The sequence below is a fragment of the Lichenicola sp. genome (assembly GCF_965198575.1).
Lineage (GTDB): Bacteria > Pseudomonadota > Alphaproteobacteria > Acetobacterales > Acetobacteraceae > Lichenicola.
Genome location: NZ_OZ240671.1, coordinates 2,284,376 through 2,297,769 on the forward strand (window position 1 = coordinate 2,284,376; position 13,394 = coordinate 2,297,769).

Here is a 13,394-nt window from a genome sequence, read left to right on the forward strand (position 1 = left end):
GGGGGGTCAGTGCGGCTTCGGAGCCAGTGCGACCGCTTGGCGCAGCGCCTCCAGCAACGAACGCTCGTCGGCTTTGCCGGTGCCGGCGATGTCGAAGGCGGTGCCGTGATCGACCGAGGTGCGGATCACCGGCAGCCCGACGGTGATGTTCACCCCCGCCTCGAGCCCGAGCACCTTCACCGGCCCATGGCCCTGGTCGTGGTACATCGCCACGACCATGTCGAAATCGCCGCGGCCGGCGCGGAAGAACAGCGTGTCGGCGGGCAGCGGCCCCTCGACGTCCCAGCCGCGCGCCCGGCACGCCTCGATCGCCGGGATGATTTTTTCGGCCTCCTCGCCCTGCCCGAACAGCCCGTTCTCGCCCGCATGCGGATTGATCGCGCACACGCCGATCTTGCGACGCTCGAGCCCGGCCTTCTCCAGCACCGTGTAGCCGCGGGCGATGGTGCGCTCGACCAGGCCCGGCTCGATCTTCCGGATCGCGTCGAGCAGCCCGACATGGGTGGTGACGTGGATCACCCGGAGGTTCGGTGCGGTCAGCATCATCGACACCTCCTCGGTGCCGGTCAGCGACGCGAGCATCTCGGTATGGCCGGGGAAATGATGCCCACCGGCATGCAGCGCCTCTTTGTTCAGCGGCGCCGTGCAGATCGCGGCGATCTTGCCGGCGACGGCGAGCTCGGTGGCGACGCGCAGGTACTGGTAGGCGGCATCACCCGCGACCGGCGACAGCTTGCCGAACGGCAGGTCCGCGGGGATCAGCCCGAGATCGATGCAGTCCACCGTCCCAGCCTCGAAGCGCGCCTCCTCGATCGTGGCGATCGGCCGCACGGCCACCGATACGCCGGCGATTTCGGCCGCCCGCCGCAGCCGTTTCGCGTCACCGATCACCACCGGACGGCAGGTGTCGTAGAGCTCGGCATGCGCCAGGCTTTTCATGATGATCTCGGGCCCGACGCCGGCCGCATCGCCCATGGTGATGCCGACGACCGGCTCGTTGTGGTGCGTGGTGCTCATCGGGAGCTACTCCGGGTTGGACGGTTCAGGGATGCGGCCGTCATGCAACGCGCCGCGGCAGCGCAGGAAGGTGTCGTCGGTGCCGAATGCGCCGGCCTTGGTCACCACCAGGAGCGGGCGGCTGCCTTCCGCAAGAGAGAGAGGTACGCCGGTCTCGACCTCGCCGAGCAGGCGCAGGCCGGTGGCGCCGAAGGCAAGCAGCACCGCACGGGCGGTCTCCCCGCCGGCAGAGACCAGGGCGCCGATCCGCTTGGCATGCGGCGCCGTCAGCCGGGCCAGCGCGTGGCACAGGACCAGGCCTTCACGCGGGTCGGCATCGGGCTCGACGGCGAGCGAGATCACCACGTCCCGACCGGTCGCGATCGCGCGATCCAGGTCGCGTCCGGCCTGCTGCCAGGCGGTCGTGTCGGCGCCGGCACGGAGCACGGCCGGGGCCACCACCAGCGCCTCCACATCGGGTTGCGCTGTCAGCGCCGCAACCTGGCGTGCCGAGACCGCCGAGAGCGAGCCCACCACGAACAGCACGGGACCTTCCGCAGGGGCGAAGCCGGACGACCATCCATTGCCGGTGACGGGTGGCAGTACGAACTCGGGCATGAACCGCGCAAGCCCTGCCGAACCGGCCCAGACCGTCCGTGCCCCGAGGCCGGCTCCCGCGGCGGCGATCCGGTACAGATCGTCCTCGGTTTCTGCGTCGCAGCTGAGCACGTCGACCTGATCCGCGGCGCCCGGGTCCGCTGCCAGCAGCATCGCCTCGTGCAGCCGACCGCTCCGCACCTGCTCGAGCCCGATCACAGCGGTGCGCAACCCGGCGGTTGCCAGCATCTCCGGCAGCGATGCGGTGCCCGGGATGCGCTCGCGCCGCCAGATCTCGGTCTCGTGCAGCTGCACGTCGTTCACGTGCTGGATGCCGCCGCGGGTGGTGCGGCCGGCCGCCGGGAATGCCGGTGCGAGCACGATGACTGCAGGTCCCGTTTCACGACGCACCGCCAGGGTGGCGGCCAGTTCCGCTGCGACATGGCCGCGGAGCGTCGAGTCGAGCTTGCGGAACAGTACCCGGCCGGGCGGCGCGTGCAGCCGTACCAGGCGGGCGGTCTCGTCGGCGGCCTCCGAACGGCTGCGGCCACGGGTATCGGCATCGACGGCGAGGACGGTGCAGTCCGGCTCGTCGGCGCGTTCGCCGAGCACCACCAGCGTAGCGTGACCGGCGGCCGCGCAGGCGATCCCGCAATCCGCTGCACCTGACAGGTCGTCGGCGATGATGACCATCTCAGGCATGGTCTTGCGCCTCGGCGGGGACCACCCCGTCCACGGCATGCGCGGATACCCCCATGCGCCGTGCCCACGCGGCCGTCAGCAAGGGCACGAGCAGGCTGGTCACGATGACGCAGGCGGCCACAAGGATCGTCGCCGGCGCGGCGGCCGCCTTGTAAACCGGGTTGGCGGCGGCGATCAGCGCCGGCACCGCGGCGGCATTGCCCGCTGTCGAGGCGGCGGCAATGCCGGCAGTGCCGTTTCCGCCCGACAGCCGGTCGGTGAAGATGAGGGCGACCCCGGACACCGCCACCACGAGGATGCCGAGGCCGAGTCCGAGCAGGCCGGCGCTCCAGACGCGGTGCAGGTCGAGCGACGTGCCGAGCGAAAACGCAAAGAACGGGATCATCGCCGGGGCCGCGGCGCCCAGGAACGTCCGCATGTTCCGGTCGAGGTTGCCGATCACGATCCCCGCCGCCAAGGGCAGGATGGCGCCCACCAGTGTCTGCCACGGAAACGCTGACAGGCCGGCGACGCCGAGCGTCACCATGGTCAGGAACGGCCCGGATTCGAGCGTCATCACCGCGTAGGCACCGGCCTCCTCGGGGCGGCCGAACTGGTTCATCAGCGCCATATAGAGGCCGCCATTGGTGTCGTTCACCGCCGCCACCACCGCGAGGGTCGACAGGCCGGCGAACCAGCCGGAAGCGATCGGCGCCTCACCCAGGAAATGGCCCAGCACGAGGCCGCACGCGATACCCAGCGCGATCTTGGTGGCCAGCAGTACGCCGCCATGCCGGGCAACCCGCGGCAGGGCGGACACCTCGATGGTCGAGCCCATGCAGACGTAGAAGACCGCCAGGATCGGCAAGGCGCCGTGGAACAGCGCGCCGGTGAACGAACCGAAGAACGCCGGCGTGCCGGGTATGAAGGTCGCAAACAGGGCGCCTATCGCGAGCGGCACGACCATCATCCCACCAGGAATGCGCTCCAACGTCCGCTTGATCTGCAGCTGCATGGCCTGGCCCTCGGTCTCCACAGATTTATGCGTGGTTCGCGCATATTTCAACCGAGCGTGCCTGCGGGACAGGATGTTTTGCGGTGCAGCAAAAGATGTGGCCGTAACGGCTGCGTGTTCCGCGCAAAGAGGATGGACAGGCTGCGTGATCTGATCGAAGCTCCATCATCCTGAACAGGCCGTGCGGGATGACGCGGCACGACAGGCGAGGAACACGACGATGAGGAAGACGCTTCTGCTCCTGGCAGGCTGCATGCTCACTGCCGCCGGCGGCGCGAACGGCGCCGATCTGCTGGCCGACTCGACGCTGAGCCAGTGCTTCGTGAAGGCGACACCCGCTACCGCGACCATCGCGCCACAGCACAAGACCGGCCCATTCCGGATCGCCTTCAGCAACTCGCTGTACGGAAACAACTGGCGCGCTGAAATGCTGAACGCGGTCGGTGCATATGCAAAGCAGCCGGACGTCGCAGCACAGTTGAAGGAATTCAAGGTCTATAACGCCGGCAACGACGTTGCCCAGCAGATCGCCCAGATCCGCGAAATGATCTTGTCCGGATATGATGCGATCGTCGTCAATGCGGCGTCCGCGTCCGGTCTTGACAGCGTGCTGAACCAGGCAGCGCATCGCGGCATCGTCGTGGTGTCGTTCGACAACGTCGTCAGCACGCCGAAAGGCATCGCCGTCAACGAGGACCAGCGTGAGATGGGGCGGCAATGGGCCGAGTTCCTGGTCGCGCACGTCGCCGAGGGCAAGTCGATCCTGATGGTGCACGGTCTCGCCGGCACAACAGTCGATAACAGCCAGGCCGATGGCGCGATGTCGGTGTTCCAGAAGCACCCGAACCTCAAGATCATCAACGTCTATGGCAACTGGGACGTCGGCACCAACCAGAAGGTGACGGCGGACGCCTTGTCGACGCACCATGACATCGGCGGCGTGTGGGGCACCGAGGGCGCCACGGGTGCCTTGCAGGCATTCCTGCAGCTCAACGTGGCGACCGTGCCGATGACCGGCGAATCTGATAACGGCTTCATGAAATTGGCAGCCGAACATCATGTTCCGATCATGGTGATAGGCCAGTCGCCCAGCCTCGCTGCCGCCGGGGTGCTCGCGGCGATCGCATCGCTGTCGGGAAAACCGCTGCCGCAGTCGGCCAGTATTCCGCTCACGGTGGTGACGGGCGACCAGATGAAGAGCGGGGCCGATTACTTCCCCGACCAACCCGGAAGTTTCGTGACCGACGTCAATATCCCGAAATGCGGGATCATGATCCCGGTCGGCGACGTGGTGAAGTAGGTCAGCCATACCGTGGCGCCGGTGTTGCAGGCGGTCGGGCTTTCGAAGCGCTATGGCGGCGTGACGGCTCTGGGTGGCGTCTCGATCGCACTGGCAGCCGGTGAGGTTCATACTCTGCTCGGCGCGAACGGCGCCGGCAAAAGCACGCTCGTCAAGATCCTGGCCGGCATCGTGCAGCCTGATACGGGGAGCCTGGAGCTGGAGGGCATTCCAGTGGTGTTCGCATCGCCGCAAGCTGCCTACCGCTCTGGAGTTGCCACGGTGCATCAAGAGCTTTCGTTGTTCCCGCAGCTGAGTGTGGCGCAAAACGTCGTCATCGGGCGCGAGCAGCGGAACCGGCTCGGCTGGATCCGGGAGGACGCATCCATCGCCGTCGCGCGTGCCCTGCTGGCACAACTCGACGTTCATGATATCGCGCCGGGAACGCCAGTTTCAGAACTTTCGCTGGCCCAGCAACAGCTCGTCGAGATTGCCAAGGCGATGTCATTCGAGCCGCGCGTGCTGATCCTCGACGAACCCACCTCCGCTCTCGGTCGCAGTGATGTGGAGCGCATGGTGCGGGTGATCGACCGGCTGCGCGACAGCGGCTGCGCGATCGTCTTCATCTCGCACCGGATGGAGGAGGTGGCAGCACTATCCGACCAGGTCACGGTGCTGCGCGGCGGCGAGGTGGTCGGCACGATGACCCGCGCGACCTTCGAGCCGGCGCGGGCGCTCGAGCTGATGCTCGGCGAGAGCCAGAACCAGCTGGAGCGGTTGCGTCCGCCGCCGCCCGCCTCCGTGCCGCCGCTGCTGGAGGTACACAAGCTTCGGCTGGCCGGCCGGCTGGCCGGGCTGAGCCTGAGCGTGCGGCCCGGCGAGGTGGTCGGTCTGGCTGGCCTCGAGGGACAGGGCCAGAAGGAGCTGCTGTTCGCGCTGTTCGGCCTGTACCGGCACGGCCTGCAAGGTACCGTCACCCTGGGTGGTCGTGATTGCCGTGCCACGACTCCGCGTCAGGCCATCGCTAAGTCCTTCGCGCTGATCCCGGACGATCGCAAGGCAATGGGCGGCTTCCTCGGTCTGTCGGTGCGCGAGAACGTGTCGATCACGGTGATCGGCCGGTTGTGCCGCGCGCTGTTTATCGACCGCCGCCGGGAGGGCGGTGTCGTCCGGTCGCTGGTCGAGCGCCTGGCGATCAAATGCGACACCCCGGATGCGAGCCTCGGCAGCCTGAGCGGCGGCAACCAGCAGAAGGTGGTGGCCGCGAAATGGCTGGCACATGGCGCGGAGGTCTATCTGTTCTGTGACCCGACCCGCGGCGTCGATGCCGGCGCACGCGAGATGATCTACGCGACAATCAACGGCCTTGCCGCCGAGGGAAAAGCGATCCTGGTCTATTCGACCGACATGAACGAGTTCCATATCCTGTGCTCGCGCGTTCTGGTGCTGCGTGGCGGTCGTATCGTCGGCAGTCTGGAGCAGGAAGACATCACCGAGGAGAACATCCTCGCATTGTCGTTTCGCAGCCCCGACGGGATGTCGCTGCAGGATGCGGCGTGATGCCTGATCGAGTGAGCCGCCTGCTCCGACGACACGGCGCCACCCTGTTTTGCGCGCTCGCACTCGGGCTTATCCTGGCGGTCTATTTCATCGAGCAGCCGCTTGCGTTATCCGGTTTCGGGCTCACCAGCCTGGGCAACGCGTCGCTGGCGCTGGTGCTGGTTGCGATCGGCCAGACCTGCGTGCTGTTGGCGGGTGGCCTCGATCTGTCGATCGGCGCGATCGTCAGCCTGGTGAATTGTTTTGCCGCCACCGTCATGGGCGACAGCGTGTCGAGCATCCTGCTGGCCACCGCAGGATCGTTGCTGCTCGGCTCGCTCGCCGGCGCCATCAACGGCATGCTTGTCGCCTATGGCCGGCTCGAGCCGCTGATCGCCACATTCTCGACGTTGTTCATCTATGGCGGTCTCGCCCTGATGATCCGTCCGCAACCGGGTGGCCATATCGCCGACAGCTTCGCGAACCTGCTGACCGGCAATATCGGCATCGTTCCCAATTCGGTGCTGCTTCTCCTGGTGTTGCTGGTGCTCGTATGGCTGCCGGTGTTCCGCTCCCGGCTTGGTCGCTTCATTTTCGCGGTAGGAGACAGCGACGATAGTGCCTACGCATCCGGGCTGCCGGTCCGCCGCGTCCGCATCGCGACCTACACGCTATCCGGCTTCTTTGCATCCGCCGCGGGCCTGTTCCTGGCAGCCGAAACGACATCCGGAGATGCCGGGATCGGCAGCCTCTACACGCTGAACTCGCTCGCCGCTGCCGTGCTGGGCGGCGTGGCATTGTCGGGCGGGCGCGGCGGAGTGATCGGCGCGATCCTCGGCGGCATCGTGCTGTCGGTGATCCTCAATCTGCTGGGAGTCATCGGAGTCCCGGCATTCTGGCAGGATCTCATCGAGGGCTGCCTGCTCGTGATGGTGCTCACGGCAGCCGGTCTGCAGCGTCTGCGGATCGATGACTGGACGCGGCTGCTGCGTCGCGGTGGCGCATGAGCGGCTTGCCGCTGGAGCCGGCGGCCAGGGGGTCGCGGCTGTCGCGACCGATTTCCGGCGCGGGGTTGTCCGGCATCATCCTGCTTGTCGTGTTCGCACTGAGCGTCGCGGTCAACCCCGCCTTCCTGTCGTGGAGCACGATCCGGCTGCAGCTCGTGCAGGCAGCCCTGATCGGGATCGTGGCGATCGGCGAGACGCTGGTGATCCTGCTGGGCCAGATCGACCTCTCGATCCCCTGGACCATGACGTTTTCGGGCATCCTGGCGAGCAACCTCTACGCAGCGCATCCGCATGCATGGGTGCCGATCGTGGTGGTGCTGGCGGTGGGTGTCGCGGTCGGGTTGCTGAACACGCTGGGCGTCTGGGTACTGCGCGTGCATTCGCTGATCTGGACGCTGAGCGTGAACCTGATCCTGCAGGGCCTGACATTGGTTTACACGAATGCCGCGGCGTCGGCGCCGACGGTTCCGCCGGTCGCGCGCTGGCTCGCACTCGGCCATGTCGCGAGTATTCCGGTCGCCGCGATCGCCTGGGCATGCTGTGCGGTGGTCACCATCGTAGCACTCCGCGCCATGCCGTACGGCCGGAGGGTCTATTCGATCGGCACCAGCGAGCTGGCAGCGCTGATGTCCGGTGTCCCGGTCGGGCGGATCTATGCCGCAAGCTACCTCGCGAGCGGGATCGGCGCCGCGCTGGCCGGCCTCATGCTGAGCGGTTACGCGTCGCAGGCCTATCTCGGCATGGGTGACGGCTACCTGCTGCCCCCGGTCGCGGCGGTGGTGATCGGCGGCACGCGGCTATCCGGTGGGAAAGGCGGCTATCTCGGCACGATCGGCGGCTGCCTCTCGGTGATCCTGCTGCAGGCGATGCTCGTCAGCCTGAACGTGTCGGAAGGGCTACGCCAGGTTGTGTTCGGGATGATCCTGTTGGGGTTGGTGCTGCTGTTTGCGCGGCGACGAGGCTGACCCGCGCGGCGTCCGCTTCTTGTCTGCATGACAAGACAGGGGGGGCGAGATCTCGATCATCCAGGGCTACAGTTTCGGCAATAAGGCGGTAGCTGCTGGTGCGTAGCATGACCCTACCGGCGCAGTTCTGGAACACGTATGTCGACTGCATTCGCAAGGCTGCCGATGAGTTCGGCGTCAACCTCGTGGTGCCGAACCCGGATGGTGAAGTCGCTGGAGGGCCTGGTTGCGCGTCCGGTCGACGGTCCCGTGCTGGGAAATCCCGGCGCACGGCCTGAAGCCGGTCCGGGAAGCGAACGTCCCTGTCATCATGACCGACAGCTCCCCGCGGTTCCTGCCGCGAGCCGGCGATTTCCGGAGCCACAGGGCCTTCATCGGGCCGAGCGACGAGGATGCCGGCCGGCAGATGCCGGGGGCATCGTCCGCTACGTCGGGATCTCGACCGCCATCGACCGGCCAAAGGGCCTTGCCGACACGCTGGAAACCATCCCGAACTGGAGATCGCCGCGAGGTGGATCGCAATCTGGTTCGTGACACGTCTCAGACAATATTCATGTTTCTGTCATCGACCTCCTGGACATCAAGGGCGTGCGGGCTGCAGACGGTGGCGCCGCGACAGGGGTCCTGACCGCCCTGACGATCGCCGGCAAGCGACCTAGCTGGGATGTTCCGGTAGTCGGGGTGGACCTGAACCCAACGCATGCCGACCCCGAGGGAAAGGACGAACTGCTGTTCGGCATCGATGGCCAGTGGGTGCGAGGTGGCTCTACGCTGGCCGGATGCCATCGACCGGCGGGGATCGGAAAGGTCCAGGCAGCAATCCTGGGCGCCCTGATCGTCACGGCCTGTCGAATGGCATGAACAGCATCGGGCCTGACCCGACTTTCCCGAATATTTCAACGGCGTGATGCCTGTATTGTCGATGCGCGTTGCAATCGACTGCAAGAAGATCGGCATCATCAGATACGGTAAATCGATCATGAACTAGCCGTGATCGTCAGGCGCGCCTATAGGCTCCGCGCGGAATCCGGGCTAGCAATAATTCCGGTTTATGACGGCGGGCGTGAGGGACGGATGGCGATGCGATCAGCGCGGATCAGAGGCAAATCTGGCTTGGGTGCCGTCGTGTCAGGCGGAGCATTCGCTGTGTTGATGGGGGGCCAGGCAATGGCCTCGGGGGTCGTCGCCATCGGCGGGCAGACACCCGGTCCTACGCCATTCATCGACTATATCAGCGCCACCGTTACCCAGGGGACGCTCACCAACGTCCTGTTCTCGGTCGTCCCCAAGGCCGGATCCTATACACGGCCGATCACGGCGTCGATCTCTGCGGCAAGCCTTGCTGCGCGGGGCGGCATGTCCGGCAACAGCCTGATCATCCCGGTCTTCGGTCTGTATGCCGGCGCCACGAACACCGTGAACCTCGTGTTCAGCTTTTCCGACGGGTCGATCAGCCAGGTCAACGTTCCGGTGACCACGCCCGCCTACCCGCTCCCATGTGGGGCAACGAGCGGGCCGGTCATTCAGCAGAACCGGCATGCGACCAGCGATCTGTCGTTCGACTATTTTCTGCTGAAGGACTATTGCAGCAAGACCGCGCCGGCAATCGTCGATACCGACGGCAATATCCGCTGGGTCGGCACCGTGTCCAACGCCTCGCTGCCGTCGATCTTCTACAATAACGGCATCTATGTGAGCGATGGCGCCACCGGTGTGGACCGTCTCGAGCTCTATGGTGGCACCACCAAGATCGGGGATTATGCCAGCTACGGCGTGACCTATACCGGCCACCACAATTACGACCGCGGCCGCGACGGCATCGTGCTCGACGTCAACACCACGACGGAGACCGAAGCGGTCGACCTCGAGATCGACCCGGAATCCGGCAAGGTCCTGAACGAGTGGGACCTCGGCGCAATCATCAGCGCAGCCATGAAGGCGGGCGGCGACGATCCCAGTCATTTCGTGCTTCCGGTCGGCACAGACTGGTTCCACAACAACGCGACGACCTATAACCCCGCCGACAACACGCTCATCGTGTCGAGCCGGGAGAATTTCGTGATCGACGTCGATTACGATACGCCGCCGGACGGGATCAAGAAGATCCATTGGATCCTCGGCGACACCACCAAGCATTGGTATCAGTACCCGTCCCTGCGTAAATACGCCTTGCAGCTCGGGCCGAACACCCTGCCGCCCATCGGTCAACATGCCGTCTCGATCGACAGCAGCGGCAATCTTGGCCTCTTCGATGACGGTTACGGCAGCTTGACGCAGGTGCCGGCTGGCGCGAGCCGCACCTACAGTGCCGCACGGACCTATCAGATCAATACCGCGGCGATGACTGCCACCAGTGTCCTGACTTATTCCCCGACGCCGAGCATCTTCAGCTATGTGTGCGGCAGCGCATACGAGGCGGGGGCCGGCAGTTATCTCGTCGACTTCGCAGCGGCGAATGGTGGCCAGATGCTGGTGCTGCAGGGCCTCGGGAGCCTAGGGAACGTCGTGTTCGACTTTCGCACGCCGGAGTCCAGCACGTGTGGTGCCGGATGGAATGCGGAACCGCTTCCCAGCCAGATCCTGCAATACTAGGTCCGGCAGATCGTAGGCAGCAGCGGCTCGGGAACGGCGGCATGACGCCGTCCCGAGCCGGTCCTGAGTCCGGCTAGGTCTCCAGGTGCGGCCGGATCAGGGTGAGATCTTCCTCCGACAGGCGGTCCGAGGCGGTCCACGCCTGGTGCCAGTACGGGTAGAGCAGCGGAGGCCGGCTGACCTCCTCGAGCTTGGCGATCTCCTGAGGCGACAGCACGAGGTCTGCTGATTTCAGGTTGTCGATCAGCTGCTCGTCGGTGCGCGCGCCGACGACGACCGTGCTCACTGCGGGGCGCGTCAACAGCCAGGCAAGTGCCACCTGTGCCGCGGAAACCTGGTGGGCTTCAGCCACTTCGACCAGCGCCTCGACGATGTCATACAGTGCCTCGGTGTCGCGAACCGGCGGCTCCGTCCACTCGGCGAGTTGGCGCGTGCCTTCCGGGGTCGCCTGGCCGCGCCGATGCTTGCCGGAGAGCAGGCCACCGGCCAGCGGGCTCCACACCATGATCCCGAGGCCCTGATCGAGTGCTGCCGGAACCAGCTCGTATTCGGCTTCGCGCGCCTGAAGCGTGTAGTGGATCTGCTGGCTGATCGGCCGCGCCAGATGATGGCGTTCGGCAATTCCCATGGCCTTCATCAGGTGCCAGGCAGAGAAGTTCGAGATCCCGACATAGCGGACCTTGCCCGACTTCACGAGATGGTCGAGCGCCTCCATGGTCTCTTCCAGCGGCGTCACGCCATCGCGTTCATGCAGCTGGTAGAGGTCGATATAGTCGGTCCGCAGCCGTTTCAGGCTGGCTTCGCAGGCGCGGATCAGGTGGTGGCGCGACAGCCCCGCATCGTTCGGGTTCTGGGTCATCGGGAAGCGCGCCTTGGTGGCGACGAGGACGTCGTCGCGCTTGCCCACGAGTGCCTCGCCGACGATTTCCTCAGACAGGCCGGTCGAATAGATGTCAGCCGTGTCGATCAGATTCACGCCGGCATCGAGGCAGAGGTCGATCTGTCGCTTCGCGCCGGCCAGATCCGTCGAACCGACCTTCGCGAACTTGCCGGCGCCGCCAAACGTCATCGTGCCCAGGGTGAGCGTCGACACCCGCAACCCCGATCGTCCCAGAGTGCGATATTGCATGTGCTTCTCCTTCTACGTCGAGCCTGACCGGGTCGTGCTCACGCACAAGCCGGCTTCAGCCATGCAGAAAGTAACCCGGCTCGGCGCTGGTTGGTTCAATCGTCATTTCTCCGGTCCAGGGATCATGCCGGTGTCGAGAACCGCCGCCTGATTGCCGGACCTGCACATGAAGACAGGCCTTCGAGCCACCTGCCAGCGCCCGAGTAACGAGAGTTTACCCAAGCCAGAACCCGCTCGGTCCGCAGGCTCCCCCCAGCTCAGCCGAACTGGATTGTATCGAATTGCGTCTCACGGTAACGTAATAACGTCGTCGGGTAACGGCGGCCTATCCGGCAAAAAGCCGGAACCTGGGGAGACGCATAATGCTCAACAAGATGACGGCGCTTGCAGCTTGCAGGCGTGTAACCGCCTTGACCACACTCGGCCTGACATTGTCCGTGATTTCTGCCCACGCGCAATCGGCCCCGCAGCCACCGGCATTGCCGTCGCCGGCCATCAACTACATCACGACCGTTAGCGGTAGTAAGGTGACGTTCCGGCTCTATGCTCCTAATGCAAAGAACGTCAGCGTGTCTTACGGCAATATAGGACTAGGTATTACGCCGCCCGTCACGGCAATGACACGGGACGGTACCGGCACCTGGACCGCAACCGCTGATCTTGCGCCCAACATGTATGAATACTTTTTCAACGTTGACGGCTTCCGCTCGATCGACACCGGGGCAGTGCTGCAGAAGCCGCAGCGTCAAGTCTCGACCAGTCTTTTCCTGATCCCCGGCTCCCTGCTCGATGACAGCTACAACGTCCCACATGGGCAGACCCGAGAGGTGACCTACTACTCGGCTGCGCTCAAGAAAGAGCGCCACATGCTGGTTTACACGCCGCCCGGCTACGATGCGTCGAGCGGCCGTTATCCGGTCCTGTATTTCTACCATGGTGGCGGCGACACGATCTGGAGCTGGGCCCGGGAGGGCAGGGGCCCGGAAATACTCGACAACCTCCTCGCACTCCACCTCGTCAAACCCATGATGCTGGTGATGCCCGACACCCAAACCGACGAGCCACTGCTCGAGGCCGCCACCGACTCGACCCAGGCGATCAGCGAGAACGCCGCTACCGCCGATGCCGAGCTCATCAAGGACGTCGTTCCCTACATCGACGGAAACTTCCGTACGATCGCCAATGGTAATTCGCGGGCCATCTCCGGACTTTCACTCGGCGGGATTCAGGCGCTGGTTTCCGGCCTCGGCCATCTTGGCACGTTCAACTCCATCATTTCACTCAGCGGCGGCCCGATCGACGGTTTCACCAGTAGCGTTCTCGATAACGGCCTCAAGCAGTCGTCGCTGGCCAACAAGACGTTGCGCGAGTTCATCGTCACGGCGGGCGCTTCCGGCGACATCGCCTACCAGAACACCGTCAATTTCCAGCACGAGCTGACATCGCTCGGCTTCAGGGATCAGTTCTACACGCCGGTCGGTTACGCCCACGAGTTCAACTTCTGGCGCACCGCGTTCATACTTTATACGCCGACCCTGTTCCGATAATGCCGGATGCGGCGCACGTTTTCATCGCCTTGGCGAGAGCTTGCGCC

General features: G+C 65.3%; 11 protein-coding genes. 6 read left to right on the top strand and 5 right to left on the bottom strand.

All coding sequences use genetic code 11. The features are described 5' to 3' along the window. Positions 1-6 precede the first annotated feature (6 nt). From pdxA to ACOEQ2_RS10420, 3 genes are read right to left on the bottom strand one after another with little or no spacing between them, the layout of a single operon-like run. The gene (gene pdxA / locus ACOEQ2_RS10410; protein WP_419727911.1) at positions 7-1,017 is read right to left on the bottom strand and encodes a 4-hydroxythreonine-4-phosphate dehydrogenase PdxA; all 1,011 of its coding nucleotides are present in this window, start codon (positions 1,015-1,017) and stop codon (positions 7-9) included. A gap of 6 nt (positions 1,018-1,023) precedes the next feature. Next, positions 1,024-2,295 (bottom strand): four-carbon acid sugar kinase family protein, encoded by a 1,272-nt coding sequence (locus tag ACOEQ2_RS10415; protein ID WP_419727912.1) that lies wholly within the window; start codon positions 2,293-2,295, stop codon positions 1,024-1,026. Further along, positions 2,288-3,289: a 2-keto-3-deoxygluconate permease gene (locus tag ACOEQ2_RS10420; RefSeq protein WP_419727913.1), complete on the bottom strand. Its 1,002-nt coding sequence runs from the start codon at positions 3,287-3,289 to the stop codon at positions 2,288-2,290. Before ACOEQ2_RS10420 ends, ACOEQ2_RS10415 begins: the two co-directional genes overlap by 8 nt. A 220-nt stretch (positions 3,290-3,509) precedes the next feature. On the opposite strand from ACOEQ2_RS10420, the gene ACOEQ2_RS10425 reads away from it, so the two are divergent. From ACOEQ2_RS10425 to ACOEQ2_RS10440, 4 genes are read left to right on the top strand one after another with little or no spacing between them, the layout of a single operon-like run. Beyond that, on the top strand, positions 3,510-4,589 hold the full coding sequence (locus ACOEQ2_RS10425; RefSeq protein ID WP_419727914.1) for a substrate-binding domain-containing protein: 1,080 nt from the start codon (positions 3,510-3,512) through the stop codon (positions 4,587-4,589). A gap of 12 nt (positions 4,590-4,601) precedes the next feature. Further along, entirely contained in the window at positions 4,602-6,128 is a 1,527-nt protein-coding gene (locus ACOEQ2_RS10430) for a sugar ABC transporter ATP-binding protein (RefSeq protein WP_419727915.1), read from the top strand. Beyond that, positions 6,128-7,114, top strand: coding sequence for an ABC transporter permease (locus tag ACOEQ2_RS10435; RefSeq protein ID WP_419727916.1), 987 nt, complete (start codon positions 6,128-6,130; stop codon positions 7,112-7,114). The genes ACOEQ2_RS10430 and ACOEQ2_RS10435 overlap by 1 nt, the downstream gene beginning before the upstream one ends. Continuing rightward, positions 7,111-8,079 (top strand): ABC transporter permease, encoded by a 969-nt coding sequence (locus tag ACOEQ2_RS10440; RefSeq protein ID WP_419727917.1) that lies wholly within the window; start codon positions 7,111-7,113, stop codon positions 8,077-8,079. The genes ACOEQ2_RS10435 and ACOEQ2_RS10440 overlap by 4 nt, the downstream gene beginning before the upstream one ends. A gap of 540 nt (positions 8,080-8,619) precedes the next feature. On the opposite strand, the gene ACOEQ2_RS10445 is transcribed toward ACOEQ2_RS10440, so the two are convergent. Further along, a complete protein-coding gene (locus ACOEQ2_RS10445) occupies positions 8,620-9,060 on the bottom strand; it encodes a hypothetical protein (protein ID WP_419727918.1) in 441 nt (146 codons plus the stop codon). A gap of 9 nt (positions 9,061-9,069) precedes the next feature. On the opposite strand from ACOEQ2_RS10445, the gene ACOEQ2_RS10450 reads away from it, so the two are divergent. Next, positions 9,070-10,671 carry an aryl-sulfate sulfotransferase gene (locus tag ACOEQ2_RS10450; protein WP_419727919.1) on the top strand — a complete coding sequence of 534 codons (1,602 nt, stop codon included), beginning with the start codon at positions 9,070-9,072 and terminating at the stop codon, positions 10,669-10,671. A 73-nt stretch (positions 10,672-10,744) separates the two neighbouring features. On the opposite strand, the gene ACOEQ2_RS10455 is transcribed toward ACOEQ2_RS10450, so the two are convergent. Next, positions 10,745-11,800, bottom strand: a complete 1,056-nt coding sequence (locus tag ACOEQ2_RS10455; RefSeq protein ID WP_419727920.1) for an aldo/keto reductase — start codon at positions 11,798-11,800, stop codon at positions 10,745-10,747. Positions 11,801-12,162: 362 nt separating this feature from the next. On the opposite strand from ACOEQ2_RS10455, the gene ACOEQ2_RS10460 reads away from it, so the two are divergent. After that, positions 12,163-13,347, top strand: coding sequence for an alpha/beta hydrolase-fold protein (locus tag ACOEQ2_RS10460; RefSeq protein WP_419727921.1), 1,185 nt, complete (start codon positions 12,163-12,165; stop codon positions 13,345-13,347). The last annotated feature ends 47 nt before the right edge of the window (positions 13,348-13,394 follow it).